This window comes from Sphaerimonospora sp. CA-214678, assembly GCF_050942215.1.
Taxonomy (GTDB): domain Bacteria; phylum Actinomycetota; class Actinomycetes; order Streptosporangiales; family Streptosporangiaceae; genus Sphaerimonospora.
The window spans coordinates 3,940,652-3,958,234 of the sequence record NZ_CP192056.1 but is presented as its reverse complement, the minus strand read 5'-3'; the positions used below and the strand labels follow the sequence as shown (position 1 = coordinate 3,958,234).

Below are 17,583 nucleotides of genomic sequence, written 5' to 3'. Positions count from 1 at the left end.
CCGATTGACAGTCAACCTAGCACTAAGCCATGGTTGTGCCAACACCATGAAATCGTCTTGTGATTCTAGTTCACAGCTACTGATGGGACAGGCGTGGCCCATGACCTGCGGTACCAGCCCTCGCTCCAAGAGCTGGGCTGGCTGTGCGATCTCCCACTCGCAACCTGCCTCGTGGTCGGCGATGTTGCGGATGATGCCCGCGACGCCTTCAAGAACCTCGCTCCGGAGGTCCGTGGGGTGCAGGCTGATCCGATCATCAGCCACCACCTTCACGAAGGGGCCTACGCGATCGAGAGCAAAGGCTCCTGGCATGGGGTCCTCGTTCTCTCGGCGCGACTTCCGGTTGCAGCGGAGGATGAGGAGCGCCAGTTCACGTTGGGCGGGCACCTCGGCCTTGCCCAGATGGTCTACCAGGCCAAGTGGAACGAGGCGCAGCCATTCGCCGGAAACGCCTGCTTCCGGGTGGGAGACATGGTCCAGCCGGAGGGGGAACGGCTCGTCGGAACCATCACACAGGTGATTCCACAGGGGGCCGCCTACCTGTATGAGGTCGACCTCCGAGGCGAACTGCACACGTACACGGAGGGCTCGCTCACCCCGGTGCAGGGCGACCCCAGCAGGCCAGAGTTCTGGCTCAGCCAGTCTCCCGCGAACGCCGCTGATCTATCGCTCACACTCACCTGGACCAAGCTGACCCACCCGCTGACCGACACCCTGTACTCCTTCGCGTCGAGCAAGACGGTCTTCCGTGCCTATCAGTTCAAGCCGGTGCTGAAGATGCTCACCGGTTCCTCGGGGCGCATCCTAATCGCAGACGAGGTGGGCCTCGGTAAGACGATCGAGGCCGGGCTGATCTGGAGTGAGCTCGAACAGCGCCGCAAGCTCGACCGGGTCCTTGTCGTGGTCCCCTCGGTGCTCAAGTACAAGTGGCAGGCCGAGATGCGCCGGAGGTTCGACCGCACGCTCGATCTGGTCAAGGCGAGCGATCTGGCGGAATTCGCGGAGGCGCTGGACAAGGGAGACGACGGTCCGCTCCACGCGGTGATTTCGATCGAATCCCTGCGGACCGCCGACGAGGTGCTGGAGAAGCTGGCCGAGCTCAAACCCCGTTTCGACCTCGTCATCATCGATGAGGCCCACAACATGAGGAACAGGGGGCGAAAATCCCACTTGCTGGGGGAGCTGCTCGCCAGCTGGAGCGACCACCTCGTGCTGCTGTCAGCCACGCCGCTCAACCTGGGTAACGACGATCTGTTCACCCTGATGAACTTGCTCGACCCGGGGAGCTTTAACGACAGGGACACCTTCGAACGTCAGATGGAGCCCAACGCCGTCCTCAATGATGTGGCGCGCGCCCTGGTCGACAACCGGAGTCCCAGAGAACTGCTCGTCACGCTCGACAGGCTCGATCAGGTGAGGTTCGGGCGCAGCATTACCGACCGGCCAGACTACGACGTCCTGCGCAAGGTGCTCGACGTGGACCACCCGCTCACCCCCGAGGAGAAGGCGCGAGTACGAAGGCTGCTGGCGGACCTGAACATGCTGAGTGGCCATCTCACCCGCACCCGGAAGGCCGATGTTCCTGAGCACAAGGCCGTCCGGGAGCCGAGGAACATCGACGTCGAGTGGACAGAAGAGGAACGCGTTTACTACGACGCGGTCTACGCCTGGGCCTACAACCGTGCCCGGCGCAAGGGGGTTCCTCCGGGCTTCATCATGCAGATGCCGCTGCGGCAGGCGGCGAGCTGCATTCCCGCGTCTCAGAAGGCGTTGCGGGCCAAGGGGCCGGCGCTCTTTGAGGATGAGATCGACGACCTCGACGGCGACTCCGAGGGCCTGGATGCGGATGACCTCGAAGATCTGCTTTCCCAGGAGTTCGGCTGGGTCGAGGTGGACACCAAGTATGACCGGCTCCAGGAGGAACTGCTTAAGCTGCGCGAGCAGTTTGGCGTCCGGCAAATGATGATCTTTTCGTATTTCCGTGGAACTCTGTCGTACCTGGCCGAGCGCCTCAGTGCCCACTTCACCTACCGAGTGATGCACGGTGGCGTCAAACAGCCGGACCGCCAGCAGATCATGCAAGAGTTCCGCGACGGCGCCTTCGAGATCCTCTTGCTGAGCGAGGTCGGCTCTGAGGGCTTGGATTTCGAGTTCTGCAACGTGCTCGTCAACTATGACCTGCCCTGGAACCCGATGCGGGTCGAGCAGCGCATTGGGCGCCTCGACCGCTTTGGCCAAGAGCACGAGAAGATCCTTATCTACAACATGCGGGTCCCCGGAACCATCGAGACCGACATCTTCCAGCGTCTGTACGACCGGATCGGCATCTTCCAGAACTCGGTCGGGGAGTTGGAACCGATCCTGCGCGACCACTTCGTCGAATTAATGCAGTTGCGGCTCAGCCCAGCCGAGCTCGACCGAAAGATCAGCAATCTGGCGATTGCGGTTGAGCAGCGCAGCCAGGACACCGACGACCTGCGCGCATCTCGGGCGATCTTGTCCGGGCTGGATGGGCTGCTGGTGGAGGGGTTCACCGAGCACGGCCCCGGCAACGGCCGGTTCATCGGCTCCTCGGAGATCCAGCGGATCATCGACCAACTCTTCGAAAGGTACGGTGCCCGGCGAGGCGAGCCGGACGACAAGGGCGTTCTGGAGATCGTCGGCACCTCTGAGCTCGCCGCCAAGTTCCGCGCCATGCCCGATCAGTCGGGCAGCACGCTCCCACCTGGGAGGCTCGCCTGGCGCCTGCAGATTGGCGAGCCGCTGAAGTGCACCTTCCACCCGGAGACCGCGAGCAAGTACGACACTGAGTTGTTCTCGGCCAGGCATCCGCTCGTGCGGCTGGCAATCAGGGTGTTGGCGGAGGACCGGCTCGCGCTCCCAAGGTTCGGGACGATCGGTATCCCCGGAGTGCCCGAGGGATGCACCTACCTCATGGCCATCCACCTTGTGGAGACCAGTGGTCTGCGCCCCACCCTGGAACTCTGGGTGACTGCCATCGACCTTGAGACCAGAGAGGTCGTGGACGGGCTCGGGGACGCCCTGCTCACAGCCCTCGCAGACGGATCGCTGACCGATAGTACGGTGAAAGTCCCGCGTGACCTGACTGGGGTCTGGCGCGTAGCGCAGCAGTACGTAGGCGCCCGCCTGGTGGAGACGGAGCGGATCCGGCGGCAGGAGAACGAAGCCCTCGTCGATGCGCGGATCCGTGCCAAGGAACATACGCTCGACCTACAGATTCGCAAGAACCGTGAGTTGCTCGAATCCGTTCCGGAGGCGAGGATCCGGCGGATGCGGGAAAGCCACCTGGCCAAGCTCGCCCAGGCGCGGCAAATCGTACGGGAGGAGCTGAGCGCGCAGAAGGCGCTCAGCGTCTCCATGCGGCCGATTGCTGCGGCGCTGGTCAGCTCTGCGGCGGCGCCCAATCCTTCTGACCGTACCCCCAGTCGTCCTCTCGGGAGGGCGGAGGAGGGGCGGTAAGCCGCCGCAGCTCCAGCATGGCGAAGTCACGTCCCCGGATCACCGGCCAGCGGTCGACCCGGAAGTCCTGATGATGGCCGGATCCGTCGGTGAGAAGGATCCGGCCATCGGGATACATCCGGAAGCGCATGTCGTCGCCAAGCCGGAACGGCAGGGCAGTCACCGGTCCGGTCATGCCATCGATTTTGACCTTCACCGTCTCGCCGTACAGTGACCTGACGCGCAGCCGCCCCCTGCCATGTCGCGGGCAGGTGAACTGCCGCCCGCTCAGCTCGTAGTACACGATCGACTTGGAGAGGATCTCCCACGGCTCGTACAGCGGAGTGTGGGCGCGGTAGAGCAATTGTTCGCCGCCGTCCCATTCCAAGATGAAGTCCGCGCTTGGCCGGTGGAGGTTGAGCCGTTGATACTCGGCCGTGTTGGCCAGCCCGGCCACGATGGCCTGCTCAGGACCGACCCCCACTTCATCGACGATCTCCGCATGTGGGAAGTGCGCGCCGATCCGCTCGGCTACATGGGGGATGCGGCTCATGCCTCCGGCGAGGAGGACGTAGTCGATGTCGCCGGCCAAATCAGACCATCCCTTACTCCGCAGGGCTTGCGGAGTGTGCATTGTGTAGCCGCCCGAGCGGCCCTGTCGGGGGACTGTCTCCGTGAGCATCGCGGCGCGCATAGCGGCCAAGATGTAGCGCGCGGCTATGTCCATCTGTGGTGTAAAGGCCTCGACCAGCTGCTCGCGGAGGTAGCGGATCGACGGGAGGTCTCCGAGCGCCCGGAAAACCACCGGGAACGAGGCACGGGTGGACAAGGCTTCCTTCGTTTGGCGCGCCACGTTGAGCAGCTTCGCCTGGACGTCGTCCTGGTTTGGGAAGGCATCCAGATGGCTACCAAGTTCCGCAGCGAACTGCTCCGCGATGGCCTTGTCTAAGGCGTCTCCGGCTAGGTCGATGCCAAGGGCGGACAGGACCGTGATCTCGGGGTGGCCCTTGCCTGCGATATTTAGGACGGCGATGTCGAGGGTGCCGCCGCCCATGTCGAAGACCAGGAGCTTTCCCTCCGGTCGGGGGCCCAGACGGGAAAAGCGGTGGCTGGCCCAGGCGACGCCGGCAGCGATGGGTTCGTCGATGAGGCTGGCAGCGCTTACCGGGATATCAGCCTCGCCAGCCAGAGTGAGCAGGCGTTCCCGCTGGTCGCCGGTCCACATTGCAGGGCAGCCGAGCCGGATTTCGCGGGCGTCTGCGAGGGAGCGACCGGCAGCCTTGGCCCGCTTTTCGACTTCGCAGAGGAGCGCGATAATCACAGAGTCGGCATCCAGCTCGGCATCTCCCGCGCGGAGCGTTCTCTTGTTTTCGGTGATCGCTCGCTTCGCCGACCTGACGACCTGGCCGATCGGGAGGATCTCGGCATCCTCACCAACCAGGAGGGAACCGTCCTGGAGTCCAGCCACCGAGGGGAACCATGGTGTTCGACGCCCTAGCGGCGTGATCTCCACCGTTGCTCTGCTGATCTGTTCGGCTACTAACGAGGTTGACGTCCCGAAATCCACACCGATCACGTGTTGCCCGGCCACCCGGTTACCTCCGTTGCCCACCCGCGTGAACTAGGCTGACATTTTCCCCTATTCCTTGGGGTCGACAAGAGCCCGCTGGAGCATCAGTTCATCCCAGACATAGCCCGGGCGGATGACAAGAACCGGAGCCCCCGGCTCCGGAGTGCCGTAGATGGGCTCGTGAAGCTGGGGATCGAAATTCGCTTCGCTGTTCGCACGTCCGATTGGCCTTAGCGAACGTGTGGCTACCAAGCCGCGGACCCGCTCCACGACGATTTCCGGCGCGGCCTTCGCGGCGGAAAGTTCTTCCACCTCCGCAGCCAGGTCCGCAAGTGCCCGAATAACGTCTATCTTTATCTGGCGCTCCTGGGCGGCTCGGGTCTTGATCTCCATAGTCTGGAGATCTCGCAACTCCTCCTCCAGCCGCTGGAGTCGTCCGGCGAGCTCTTGACGGCTCCCTTCGGCCGCTTCGGCCAGCTCAACCGCTGCCGCGGCCTCCTCGCGGGCTCGCTGGGCATCCTCCACGAGTGCATTCAGTCGATCCTGTCCGCGTAGGGCGTCAACCCAGGAAACGGCGACCGGATCCTGCTGCCCGGTCCTTTTAAACGCCTCCACGATAGCGGTGACCGGAAGGAGTTCGGCGAACTGCGAAGGCATTCCTAGGAAGAGGCTGAGGCGCGCACGCGTCTTCACTCCGGCGAGTTCGCGCTCCAGTAGTGGTCGGACGATACCCTCGGTGATCTCTGGTGAGCGTGTCAGCCGCCCGAACATCCCTTGAGCGCAGTCGGCGAGCTCCTGCACCGTCATCCCGGCCCACCAGCGCTCGTCCAGGATGGCCTTCGGCCACCTGTTTCCCACCGCCGCCATCAGCGCAGTCCGGCCGCCCTTGGGCATGAATGGGAGTCGCTCCGCGATCCTGACCAAGTCACGATGCGTTGTGGGGAGAGCCTTACTGATCGCGAGGGCTGCGGCCTCCAAGGCGTCCAGTTCTGTTTTCTGCGGGTTCTGGGCCAGGAAGAGCGCCAGCTGAATGACCGGCCCAACCAATTCGGGAGGCAACGATGGGCTGCTCGTGACCCTCCGCAGCAACCACGCGGCAGCGGTTCTTAGGGCAGAGGATGGTTCCACCCGAAGCTCGGCTGCCGCAGCAGAGAGCACATCACGATAGATCTCCGGGGGCAGCGGGTCACCCTGAATTCGCCTCGGTATGGCAAGCAGCATGATTGAGAGCGCCCGGTGGTCCGGCTCTTCCAGCTCGGACAGGAACTGGTCGATTGCCATACCCTCCAACTGGCTCAGCAGGACCGCCGTGCGAAGGGGGGCGGCAAGGTAGTCCTGGATGGGACGGGGCTCGCCGATCCCAAGAAGCCTGGCGAGCCGGGTAACGAATGCATCGGTCGGCGCATCCTTGGGCTCAGGGGGTGATGGGAGTACATCCGGCCCGTGTGCTTCCGCGGAGGGCTTCCACTTGTAGACGTTCTGTTTAAGCTCTATGTCGTCCCGATCGGTGAGCCGGGGCTGAATGGCCCTCCACGCCTTGTCAACAGCCGCTTTTCCGAGGCCGGAATCCACAAGCGTTGACTTGATAACGGCTGCCTTGAGCCCTTTCTGGTGCTCGCGTAGCAACTGGACGACCACGGACGCCGGATCGTCAGTGAACCGCTTACGTAACTCGGCTGGATCGACCAGGGCGAGGTACCGCAGGCTTCCTTCCCATGCCAGCAGATTCTGGTTGCCGAGCTGAACGTTTTCCTCGATGGTCCCGTCGTCGTCCCATTGGACAGTGGCGGTCATCCTCTCGCGGGAGAGGACCTTTCCCACACGCGGTGCTTCACCGTCTTGTCGCGGCCTCCGCACGACGACCTCAGTTCGATCCACGAGGGTCACTGTAAAGGGTCCGCCTCTCACGCCGGCGAAGCACTCCTTGATCCCAAGCGGTGAAGGCAATCGGGGCTTCCGAGGACGTACCCGGCGAGCGTTTGCGGGTCGGCCCAGTAGTCCTTGAGCATCTCGCCGGGCCAGTCGGGCTGGCGTACTTCGCCGCGGGGGCCCATCTCCTTGAAGTACGGCGCCAGGTCGTAGACGGGGCTGCCGTCGATGGCGTCCAATTCGGTCACGTGGAGGTCCAGGCCGTCGACCTTCAACAGCCTGGGGAAGGACTGGGCGAGCTGGTTCGGGCGGCGGTGGTTGCGGTGGACGAAGGTGCCGGTGGCCGGCCACCTGGGGTTGTTGCGGGGGCTGCGCGCGTGCAGGGCAACATCGTCGGGGGATGCCTTGTGGAAGTGCCAGACGACCAACAGGTGGGAGAACTCTTCAAGGCCTTGGACGACCTCGGGAGGGAAATCGGGGTTCAGGCGGATGATCGCCGTGCCGCTCCAGAGATCGTCGGTGGGGTCGATGCGTCCGCCGACCACGATGCCGATGGGCTTGATCGTCAGAGATTGAGCCATGGTCGTCCTCATCCCTTCGTCGTTGAGGTGATCAATGTATGCGAGCCAGGTAGGCGGCGGCCCGGGTATCCAGCTCGGTGATGGCCGGGATCTTGCGACGTCGGTAGGGCGAGAGCAGGGTGCGCATGTCGAGAGCCGCTTGCCGAGCCCGTCGGGAAGAGATCCCTTCCTCCAGCACGTCAAGAGCGGTGCTCCAGGTGGCGCACGCCTCTTCCGCGCCGCCGTTCGTGATCTGCGTGGCGCCCAGGTATCCGAGCGTCACCACGTGCGTGCGGCGGAAGGCCTCTCCCCGGGTCCGTACGCTCCGCCTGAACTGGCGGATGGCTCCCTGATGGTCGCCGCAGTCCCGCAACGTGCAGGCGGTCTCGTGGGTCTTCGGCCTTGAGCAGCGCCTTGGACGCGGACTGCTTGTCGCCGTTGGCGGCCAGGGCGCGGGCGTGGACGACGCCGAGCAGCGCCCGCTCGCGGGGGGTCGCCGAGGCGTAGCGCTGACCCTGCATCGAGGCGGTGGACAGCGCAAGGCCCTGGGCGAAGAATCCGAGGTCGATGGCTTGGTGCGCCATGGCGCGCAGGATGTGGCCGGTCAACGGAGGGTTTCCGGCGCGAGCGGCCAGCTTCACGGCCAGGATGAAGTACCGCTGCGCCAGGGGGTGCTCGCCGTTGTCGAACCCCATCCACCCCGACAGGTAAGCCAGTTCGGCGGCGGCAGAGAACATGTCGCACCGGACCTGCTCGTTCGGAAACGTCCCCTGCAGGAAGGCGGCGACGTCCGATTGCAGGTACTGCACCAGCGCCTTCCTGCCATGACCGCCCCCGCGCTGCTGGTCGATCCGGGAGAAGGCTGCCGTGAGTTCCTGGACGGCCGCCACATCACCGCGTCCGATGCGTTGAGGCTTGGCCGGCACGGACTGCTGCTCCGCCATACTCTCCCACCAGCCTTGGCCGGGGAGCGCGAGGGCGGCAACTGAGTACACCACGCCGCTCAGCAGGCTTCTGCGGTCCGCGTCCACGTCCGTTCTCCCCAGGTCGGTCAGCGTGGTCAATGGGTCCGTGTGCCACTCCAGCGCCTCCTCTGCCGGGGCGTGGGTTGTGAACCCGAGCTCCTCTGGTGTTATGACACGCCTCAGGCGACGGGACAGCGCCTGGGACAAGATTACGGGGGCCGCGCCGGACGGTTTTGTCCCGCTGACCCACATGCTGACATGGGAACGGCCGATATGCGCGTAATCGTGCAGGTTGTTCTCCTGGGCGATGTGGTTGAACGCGCACGCTGCCTGCGCCCGTGACCAGCCGGCCTCCTGTAGGAGCGTGGCGAGCTGTTCATTTCGTTCGCGTGCCATGATGCGCCTCCGCTAGCCAAGCGATTTTAGCCACTCTGGTCCAATTTGCCCGACATGCTCTGCGGCTGGGTCGGTCATCGCTTCGTGCAGGTCACCGTAGTCGCCAGCATCGGCGGTCTCTGGGTGAATGGCCAGAGGCTATTTCCCGGTCCAAGCGCCGAACGTAACCGATGGCGATCTTTGATCACTTTGACCACTCCACAAGCCTCGATCCCATACTCTCCCCGCTTCGGTTGCGGTTCTCTGGAGTCGTCCACCTACGAAACCGCTTGAAAGTCGATAGGGCTGAGCCGTGCAGAGTTCCACCGCGACATCGGTCCTCTTCCGTTGCCGGACATAACCGGCAGCGGGGCGAAAAGCCGACCGGGAATCCATCAGTTCAACAAAAACCAGCAGATAACAGACAGGGAGTGCCGCATGACCAAGACGGTTGACATGTCCGAAGATTCCGACCGGGCGGTGGAGATCCGCAACGCCCTGGCGGACAAGCTTCGCGCCGAGGGCATGATCACCTCTGAGGTTGTGGAGCGAGCCTTCCGCACGGTGCCGCGGCATGAGTTCGTACCTCCGGGCACGCCGCTGGAAGTGGCCTATAACGCCGATGACTCGGTGGCGACCAAGACCGACGAGCACGGTGTGATCATCTCGTCGGTCAGCGCGCCGTTCATTCAGGCCCGGATGATCGAGCAGGCGAGGCTCGGCCCTGGCCAGAGCGTGCTCGAAATAGGATCCGGCGGCTACAACGCCGCGCTGCTGGCCGAAGTCGTCGGTCCGACCGGCCGTGTGATCAGCATGGACATCGACCCGGAGGTGACCGAGCGAGCCCGTGCTCTGCTGGAGGCGACCGGGTACAGCGACGCGGTCACGGTCGTGCAGGGCGACGCCGAGCAGGGGGTGCCCGAGGCCGGGCCGTTCGACGCGGTCATCGTGACGGTCGGCGCATGGGATATCCCTCCAGCCTGGCTGGAGCAACTGACCGACAACGGGACCCTGGCCGTGCCGTTACGGATGAACGGCATCACCCGCTCGATCGCCTTCCGCCGGGAGGCAGACCACCTGGTGAGCACCTCCGCCGAGGTGTGCGGATTCGTCGCGATGCAAGGCGAAGGCGAGCACCCCGAGCGGATCTTCCTGCTCCCCGACGCCCAAGGCCGTACGGTCAAGCTGCGGTTCGACGACGGGGCGCCGGAGGATCCGAGCCTGCTGGACGGGGTGCTGGCGACCAAGAGAACCGAGCTGTGGTCCGGCGTCACGATCAACAGCGGCGTGTCGTTCGCCGACCTGCACCTATGGTTCGCCGGCTTCCTGCCGGGGTTCTGCAAGCTCGCCGTGGACGAGGGAACCGATCTGGCCAACGAGCGCGGCACGTGGTTCCCCTTCGGCGTCGTGCGTGGTGACTCCTTCGCCTATCTGGCGATACGCCCCGCACTGGAGGGCGAGGGCGTGGAGTTCGGAGCACGTGCCTACGGGGTGCACGGCACCGAGGCCGCGACCGCCATGGTCGAGCAGATCCAGGCCTGGGATCGGCAGGCGCGCAGCGGCCCGGCCCCCACCTTCGCCTTCTGGCCGACCGGCAGCGACCACACCCACCTTCCCCAGGGCACCGCGGTCTTCCCCAAGACCCACGGCCTGGTCACGATCTCCTGGCCCGCGCTGGGCTAAGCGCCACGCGGCCTGCGCGGGCCAGGTGCACCACACCAAAACCCACCCGACTGTGAGGAGAGTGATTCGATGGCTCCATCATTGACCCTCGACGCCCCCGAGGCGCTGGACGTCGCGGACGTCGTCGCCGATGAGGAGTTCGAGCTGGACATGCGTGTGGTGGAGGCCACCACGCCGCTTGTGATCATGATGTGCGACACCAGCGACGGCTGCGGTAGCAGCTGCAGCACCAGCGCGTGCGCCACCAGCTCCAACGACCCAGCCTGAACCAGCCAGCCCAGTCAATCCAGCTCAGTCCTGTGCCGTCGGCGTCCAGGTCCCGCTGTGGACGCCGACGGCGCGGTTCCTCACCCTGAGGAGCGGATCACCGTGAGCATTCCCCCGCGATACCGTCACAACGGCCTGGTGATGGTGCGTGCGACAACCGACCCAGGTGACCTGGACATGCCGGCCCACCTGGACGTGTCCGACCCAGCCACGATCGAGCAGGAAGGCCGGGCCTGGCTGGAGAAGGTATGGTCCCGCGACGACGTACGTGAGGCGCTGCGGCTGGCCAGTCCCGTTCTCGCCGCGCCCTGCCCGATGCCGTACAACTGCTTCGCACGATCGTGTCGATGACCTCCTACTTGCTGCGCTGGCAGCGGCGCGCTACCCCGTTCGGGCTGTTCTCCGGGGTGACCACCGCCAGTGTCGGGCCCGCCACGGCACAGATCGGTGCCGGGCACCGCGCGCTGGCACGTGCCGACGCCGAATGGCTCACGATGCTGATCGACCACCTCGAACGGCACCCGGACCTACGCCCCCGGCTGACGGTGGTGGCAGACAACGCCGGGATCGTACGCGACAGGCGCTTCATCGTGGCCACGCGAGCGGCACTGGGCGCCCGGACCCCCGGCCCGCTGCGGGAGATATCCGTACGGCACAGCCGGCCGATACAGTCCGTGCTGACCGCGGCCGCTTCACCGATCCGATTCGGGGTGCTGGCCGCCCAGCTGAACGCCCGTTTCCCCGCCGCCGCACCGGAGACGATCCGCGCGCTCCTGCACCGGCTGATCGACCAGGGCATCCTGATCACCAGCCTGCGTCCGCCGATGACGGCAGTCGACGGGCTGACCCACCTGATCGGCGCGCTGCACGCGGCCGACGCACAGCAGCTACCCGAGGTCGCGGCGCTGCTGCGCCGCCTTGAAGTGATCAACGAGAGCGCGGGCGACGGCACCGACTGGTCGTCATCCTGGCGCTGGTCCAGGCGGCGATCGTGTCCGGCGCGACCTCGTATGCGGCGATCCGGCACTGGATCGTCAACGCTCCGCAGCACGTCCTGGAGCAGATCGGAGCCCGGCGCGGTCAGCGAAGTGGCCGCTACCTGGCTCCGCATCCCGACACCGTGTGCCGTACGATCGCGTAGGTCAACGCCGCGCACGCTGACGCCGCTTACGCCGCCCACAGGGACGGCCAACTCACCGAGTTGTACGACGACCCCGAGGAGTTGATCCCCATGACGGTCGACGGCAAGACCCAGCGCGGCACCGCCACCGGCGGTAATGCGGCCCAGCACCGGCTCGGCGCCCAGCTCGCCGCCGACGCCATCGTGATCACCCAGATCGACGTCGCCGCCAAGACCCCCGCGACCGCCGCCACATCGAGGCCGCCGTTGCCCGCCACACCCTCCGGATGACCAGCCACGCCGCCTGGACCACCAGCGACGTCACACCATCACCGTCGCAGAGGACACCGCCTGGATCTTCCCCGTCGAGGGCGGCTGGGTCATCGAAGACGCCCCCACACCATGACCTTCACCACCGACGGCATCTGGGAGGACAGCAACGACTGCTCCTCGATGGGCCGCCCCAGGTTGGCTGGAGTCCACCAGGCCTCGGGCTATTCCTCCAGAGGAGCACGACCTCGACCACCAGGTATGTCCGGTCCCAGCGCGGCACGTGGAACCGGCGAGGCTCGTCGTTCTCGCCGAGCGGCACCTGTGCTGGCAGTCGGTAGCGACGCATTCGAACATTCTCGAACTCCGGGCGGTGTGATCGCCAGGAGGCGCAGTCCATGCCGAAGGCCCTCGCCGTCTGCAGCACCCCCGGATGCCCCAACCTCGCCGTCGGAGGCCGCTGCGACACCTGCCGCGCCGCCGAGAAACACCGCGGCCTCCCAGCGTGGGTACGGCTCCCGCCATCGAGACAAGTTCAGGCGCGCGGTGCTCCACCGAGATCCGGCGTGCACGCTGTGCGGCAAGGCCGCCAGCGTGCACGCCGACCACTACCCCCTCGGCCGGCGCGAGCTCGTACGCCGCGGGCTTGACCCCGACGACCCCCAGCACGGGCGCAGGCTGTCGGCCCCTGCCACAGTAGGGAGACCGCGCAACACCAGCCGGGGGGATGGAACGTGTGTTAGCCGGCGTGCTGCTCGACGAGTTCGCGCAGCTGCTCGACGTTGGGCTTGATCCCGTGCCGCTCTGTCACGTCGACGAGCGCCTGGTGGATCTCGTCCATCGGCTTGCCAGCGAGCTCCTGCAGGACCTCGTTCAGTTCCTGTTGGTAAGCCTTCATCTTCGGCGCCAGCATCTTCTGTAGCTCGGCCTGCAGGTTCGGGTTCGGTCGAAAACTCATGACTGCTACCTCCTCGTTCGATCGCCCAACGGTGAATCCGAACGCATGGTTCCAGGCCCGTGCGCTTACGTCGCGCCGTTAACCACCCAGGTCAGGTGATCACCATGGCAGGCAGGTCCCGGATACGCGGCCTCGCCCCAGGCCGCGAGGACGTCTACCGAGAGCTCAGGCCCAGATGGGCAAGACCCGCGCAGCGAAGATCCCCAATGCCGGGAAGATGCCCAGGCCTCGCAGGTAACTTTGGAGTTCTGGCCTCTCCTGTACCTCCTTCACCGCATACTTCTCTAGAGGATCGGCTGCCCAGCGGGCGATGACGGCCGAGCGGAAACCCCCACAGGACAGATATGCGACTCGTATGCGCAAAAGTTACGAACTTCCGTGCGCTCGAAGGTGTGAAGGTACGCATCGATGACCAAGCCACGCTCATCGTCGGAAGGAACAACAGCGGAAAGACTTCGTTCGTCGAACTATTTGAGAGATTCTTTGGCGGTGAGCGTCCGCGTTTTACGCTGGATGATCTGCCGACCTCCCGGATCAGGGACCTCAAACTGGCGGCACGCAAGTACCGTCAGGCCGAGCGTCTGAGAGAATCAGACCCAGCGCGGGCCATCGTGCTGACCGACCAGGCGGTCGGGTTACTGCCGGAGATCCGGCTCCGGCTGACCATCTCCTACCAGGAGGACGAGGATCTTTCCTCGATCAGCGCGGTGATTGTCGATCTTTCTGAGGAATGTCACGAGGCCGAGCTCGAAGCACGGGTCGAGGTGCGAAGCGCTCTGGACTTTCTCAGCAGCATCAGCAAGACAAAAGCCGATGATAAGCAGCTCGCGAAGTATTTTCAGCGCCACTTCCATGTGGCATTTCATGCGATCGGGACGGGCGCGGCTTCAGAGGTCAGCGTCCCCATCGAACGTTCGACGGCGAGACAGATCGTCTCGGCGATGTTCGTCTTCGCCCAGGTGAAGTTCGACGACGTCTCGGCCGATCGAACCAGGAAGCTGTCACGGACCTTCGAGAAGTTCATCGAGACATATCATGAGGACGAGCATGCGATCGTCGCCAAGTTCGAGAACACTCTCGCGGCGATGGCCAAGAGACTCGACAGCAGCTACGACGATATCTTCACCCCTGTTCTCACCTTGATGAACACCTTCGGCAACGGGATCTTCGGCCCCGGCCAGCAGCCCCGCTTAGTCTCCGAACTCGACCCGGTGTCCATCGTCAAGAACACCACACGCATCACTTATGCCGACGGCGACGGCAGCCGGCAGTTGCCCGAGGGGCACAACGGCCTCGGTTACAGCAAGCTGGCCTTCATCGTCCTACAGGTCATCAGTTTCCTGGAGTCTCATCGGCGCGCGTCGCCCAAACCGGCTGTGAGCCTCCTGTTCTTAGAGGAACCGGAAGCCCATCTCCATCCCCAGATGCAGGAGGTATTCGTCCGGGGGGTCAGGGACCTTCTGGAAGAACAGGCTGCGGAGGGCGTCCAGGTAATCGTGACCACGCACTCCTCGCACATTGTCGCCAGCGGCCACTTTGAAGCTGTCCGCTACTTCGACTGCACTGGTCCGCAGCTCGTGGTCAAGGATCTGGCGGAGTTCCGTCACACGACGGAACCTGTACCCGCCGAAGAGACACTGCGTTTTCTCGCCAAGTACATGGTCCTGCACCGATGTGACATGTTCTTCGCTGACAGCGTCGTTCTAATCGAGGGCACTACCGAACGGCTCCTCATGCCGGCAATGATCAGAAATTGCGCCGATCAACTCCGCCGCGAATATGTCTCCGTGGTTGAGGTAGGCGATGCCTACGCCTACCGTTTCCGTGAACTCTTGGCCTTCCTAGGTGTACGCACACTGGTCATTACGGATGTGGACTCCGTCGAACCGATCCAGAAAACAGACAAGAACGGGAAGCTGGCAACCAACTACGAGGCCTGTCGAACGGATACCAAAGGTGCCGTCACGTCGAACGCCGCCATTAAGGGTTGGCTGCCTCATCTGACGGAGATCGATGCATTGCTCGCGGCCACCGAGGAGCAGCGGACCTTTGACCGTGTGCGACTGGCTTATCAGGTGGCCGAAGAACCTGGACAAGCCTGCGGAAGGAGCTTTGAAGAAGCCTTCATCCTCGCAAACGCCGACATCCTGGCCAAATACCTCGACCAGCTAACAGTCAGGCACTCATTCGAAAAACATCTTCAAGCGCCCGTCACTTCCGAGGAAATCGCCCAGAACGCCTACGATATCGCCGCGTCGCTAAACGGAAAAAAGACCGACTTCGCGTTCGACATCCTCATGCTGGACGGCTGGACCGTTCCCCGATACATCGCCGAGGGACTGCAGTGGCTGATCGCGACGTCGCCGAACAAGTGATCTCCGCGCTGGACGAGCGGCGCAGCTTTCTGGTCGACGCAGGTGCGGGTTCCGGGAAGACCCACACGCTCGTTCAGGCGCTGCGCCATCTGCTCACCGAGCGCCGCGCAGACCTGGAGCGGACCGGTGGCAGGGTCGCGTGCATCACCTACACGAACGTAGCGAAGGATGAGATCCGCGAGCGGGTTGGCGCCGACCCGCTTGTCCTCGTCGCAACGATCCATGAGTTTCTCTGGGCGGAGATCGAACGGTTCCAAGATCCGTTGCGCGAGGCGCTCATCGCGAGGAACGACGAGTCCGACGACCCCCAGGATCTGGAGTCGCTGACGTCGAATGTTCCGATCAGGTACGTCCAACTGGGTCGCAACCTCGCCGAGGGCCGGATCTCACATGACGACGTCTTGGCGCTGTCTCACCGACTCGTGTCCGGCTCACCGAAACTGGCACGAATCATCGCTGACCGGTTCCCGTACATCCTTGTGGACGAATATCAGGACACCTCTCCTCTGACCGTGGAGGTCCTGCTCGATCATCTGGCTGGCGCCGGCAGCCGTGGATGCACCGTCGGACTGTTCGGCGACTCGATGCAGAAGATCTACCGGACGGGCGTGGGCGAGGTTAAGGGATACCCCGACCTCCTACGTATCACTAAGGACGAAAACCGGCGCTCAGCCCAGTCGATCATCGATGTTCTCAACGCGGTACGGCCCGACCTCGTCCAGAAGCCCATCGGCCTGCCTCGCAGCGGGGAGGTCCGGCTCTTCCTGCAGCGGGACGTCCCAAAGGAGGCACGCCTGAGCTCGGCGCTCGGCCGGCTCGACGGCCTAGGCTGGCCTCGCGAATCCTCCAAACAGCTCTTTCTCACCCACCGGGCAATCGCTCGCGATCTGGATTACCCCGACCTTCTTGATGCCTACCGGAAGGCCAATCGGCTGGATAGCCTGCACGACGGTACCGATCCCTTCGCCTGCCACATGCTTGACATCGAAGCTCTCTGTACTGCCTTCGACTCTGAGGACCCCACACTGCTGGCCGGGCTACTCGCCACCAAGAAGATAAAGATCACCAAGCATGAGGACAAAGGCAGGATCTCACGGGCGCTGCAGAGCATGGTGGCCTCACGCGCGACCATGACCGTCGGCGCGGTCTTCGACCAGGCCCAGGAGCTCGGCCTGCTGAACAAGTCGGCGGAGATTAAGGCGAGAGAGCGCAGCATCATGGCGAAGGACCTCGACAGTCGCGCTCAACGTAGGGTAGATCTTGCCCGTACCGTGCTTGCTCTGCCCTACGTACAAGCCATCGCCTACGGCCTCTACATGAACGGGCAAACCCCTCTTGCCACACAACATGGTGTGAAGGGCGCGGAGTTCGACGACGTCGTGGTCGTGATCGACGATAAGGCGTGGACGATGTACAGCATGAATGAGATGCTGGCGGACCCGTTCGGGACGAAGGACAGGATCCACCGTACGAGGAGCCTCTTCTACGTCTCGTGCTCCCGCGCTAGGAACCGACTCGCCGTCGTCTTCTTGAGTGATCTGTCCCCAGCAGCGGAGCATACGGCCCGTACCTGGTTCGCTGGAGGAACCGTCCATCCTTGACAAGGAGGCCGTCCAGGCAGGCTGATCAAGGTATGACCGAGGATCACGAAGTGGGTGCCCACAACGAGGGCCGGAGGGTTCCGCCAGTTGACGCCTGAAACTGGCCGAGAGCCGAGGGCGACGAGGCCTTCTGAGTGACCAACTGAGTGACAACGCCCCCGGACCTGAGAGAACGCTGCCGGACTATCAGGGATTGTTTTCCCAGCTCAGAGCGGCTTTGTTGTCGTCCAGGCTGGCCTGTTGGGTTGCCTGGGGGTCAAGGGGTCGTGGGTTCAAATCCCGCCGTCCCGACAGAGTTTTACCAGGTCAGGGGCCGTGATCACAAGAGAGTGATCACGGCTTTTCTGCTTCTCGTTGCTCATTTGTTGCTCGGACGAGCCGTCAGTTGCTGGCAGTCCGATACCCATCATTACCGCAGGCTGCCGTGGGCTCCACCTGTGCACGGGCCGTCGTCAACCGACATGTTCAAACGAAGAGGCCCGAATGACTGGGCGAGATCTACAACGTAAGG

13 protein-coding genes are annotated in these 17,583 nt (G+C 64.2%); 8 read left to right on the top strand and 5 right to left on the bottom strand.

Annotated elements, in window-relative coordinates; genetic code table 11:
- Positions 1-93 precede the first annotated feature (93 nt).
- Complete coding sequence (locus ACQP1K_RS17760) at positions 94-3,480, top strand: DEAD/DEAH box helicase (RefSeq protein ID WP_433496831.1); 3,387 nt, start codon at positions 94-96, stop codon at positions 3,478-3,480.
- Here the strand turns inward: ACQP1K_RS17760 and ACQP1K_RS17755 are convergent.
- The 4 genes from ACQP1K_RS17755 to ACQP1K_RS17740 form a co-directional block, all read right to left on the bottom strand.
- Entirely contained in the window at positions 3,404-4,927 is a 1,524-nt protein-coding gene (locus ACQP1K_RS17755) for an Hsp70 family protein (RefSeq protein WP_433496830.1), read from the bottom strand. The two genes, ACQP1K_RS17760 and ACQP1K_RS17755, sit on opposite strands and share 77 nt — an antisense overlap.
- A gap of 171 nt (positions 4,928-5,098) precedes the next feature.
- Entirely contained in the window at positions 5,099-6,907 is a 1,809-nt protein-coding gene (locus ACQP1K_RS17750; RefSeq protein ID WP_433496829.1) for a hypothetical protein, read from the bottom strand.
- A 26-nt stretch (positions 6,908-6,933) separates the two neighbouring features.
- Positions 6,934-7,479, bottom strand: coding sequence for an SAM-dependent methyltransferase (locus tag ACQP1K_RS17745; RefSeq protein ID WP_433496828.1), 546 nt, complete (start codon positions 7,477-7,479; stop codon positions 6,934-6,936).
- A gap of 179 nt (positions 7,480-7,658) precedes the next feature.
- Positions 7,659-8,819, bottom strand: a complete 1,161-nt coding sequence (locus ACQP1K_RS17740) for a hypothetical protein (protein WP_433496827.1) — start codon at positions 8,817-8,819, stop codon at positions 7,659-7,661.
- 417 nt (positions 8,820-9,236) lie between these two features.
- Between ACQP1K_RS17740 and fxlM the strand changes: the two genes are divergently transcribed.
- The 5 genes from fxlM to ACQP1K_RS17715 all read left to right on the top strand — a co-directional run bounded on the left by fxlM (position 9,237) and on the right by ACQP1K_RS17715 (position 12,159).
- Positions 9,237-10,481, top strand: a complete 1,245-nt coding sequence (fxlM, locus tag ACQP1K_RS17735) for a methyltransferase, FxLD system (protein WP_433496826.1) — start codon at positions 9,237-9,239, stop codon at positions 10,479-10,481.
- Between the two features lie 69 nt (positions 10,482-10,550).
- A complete protein-coding gene (locus ACQP1K_RS17730) occupies positions 10,551-10,748 on the top strand; it encodes an FxLD family lanthipeptide (RefSeq protein ID WP_433496825.1) in 198 nt (65 codons plus the stop codon).
- Between the two features lie 102 nt (positions 10,749-10,850).
- Positions 10,851-11,099, top strand: a complete 249-nt coding sequence (locus ACQP1K_RS17725) for a hypothetical protein (protein ID WP_433496824.1) — start codon at positions 10,851-10,853, stop codon at positions 11,097-11,099.
- Complete coding sequence (locus ACQP1K_RS17720) at positions 11,096-11,974, top strand: lantibiotic dehydratase (protein ID WP_433496823.1); 879 nt, start codon at positions 11,096-11,098, stop codon at positions 11,972-11,974. The genes ACQP1K_RS17725 and ACQP1K_RS17720 overlap by 4 nt, the downstream gene beginning before the upstream one ends.
- A gap of 5 nt (positions 11,975-11,979) precedes the next feature.
- Positions 11,980-12,159 carry a hypothetical protein gene (locus ACQP1K_RS17715; RefSeq protein ID WP_433496822.1) on the top strand — a complete coding sequence of 60 codons (180 nt, stop codon included), beginning with the start codon at positions 11,980-11,982 and terminating at the stop codon, positions 12,157-12,159.
- A gap of 718 nt (positions 12,160-12,877) precedes the next feature.
- On the opposite strand, the gene ACQP1K_RS17710 is transcribed toward ACQP1K_RS17715, so the two are convergent.
- Entirely contained in the window at positions 12,878-13,096 is a 219-nt protein-coding gene (locus ACQP1K_RS17710; protein WP_433496821.1) for a hypothetical protein, read from the bottom strand.
- Positions 13,097-13,440: 344 nt separating this feature from the next.
- Here ACQP1K_RS17710 and ACQP1K_RS17705 point away from each other — a divergent pair, with 344 nt between their 5' ends.
- The gene (locus tag ACQP1K_RS17705) at positions 13,441-15,471 is read left to right on the top strand and encodes an ATP-dependent nuclease (protein WP_433496820.1); all 2,031 of its coding nucleotides are present in this window, start codon (positions 13,441-13,443) and stop codon (positions 15,469-15,471) included.
- Positions 15,441-17,072, top strand: coding sequence for a UvrD-helicase domain-containing protein (locus ACQP1K_RS17700; protein WP_433496819.1), 1,632 nt, complete (start codon positions 15,441-15,443; stop codon positions 17,070-17,072). Before ACQP1K_RS17705 ends, ACQP1K_RS17700 begins: the two co-directional genes overlap by 31 nt.
- The last annotated feature ends 511 nt before the right edge of the window (positions 17,073-17,583 follow it).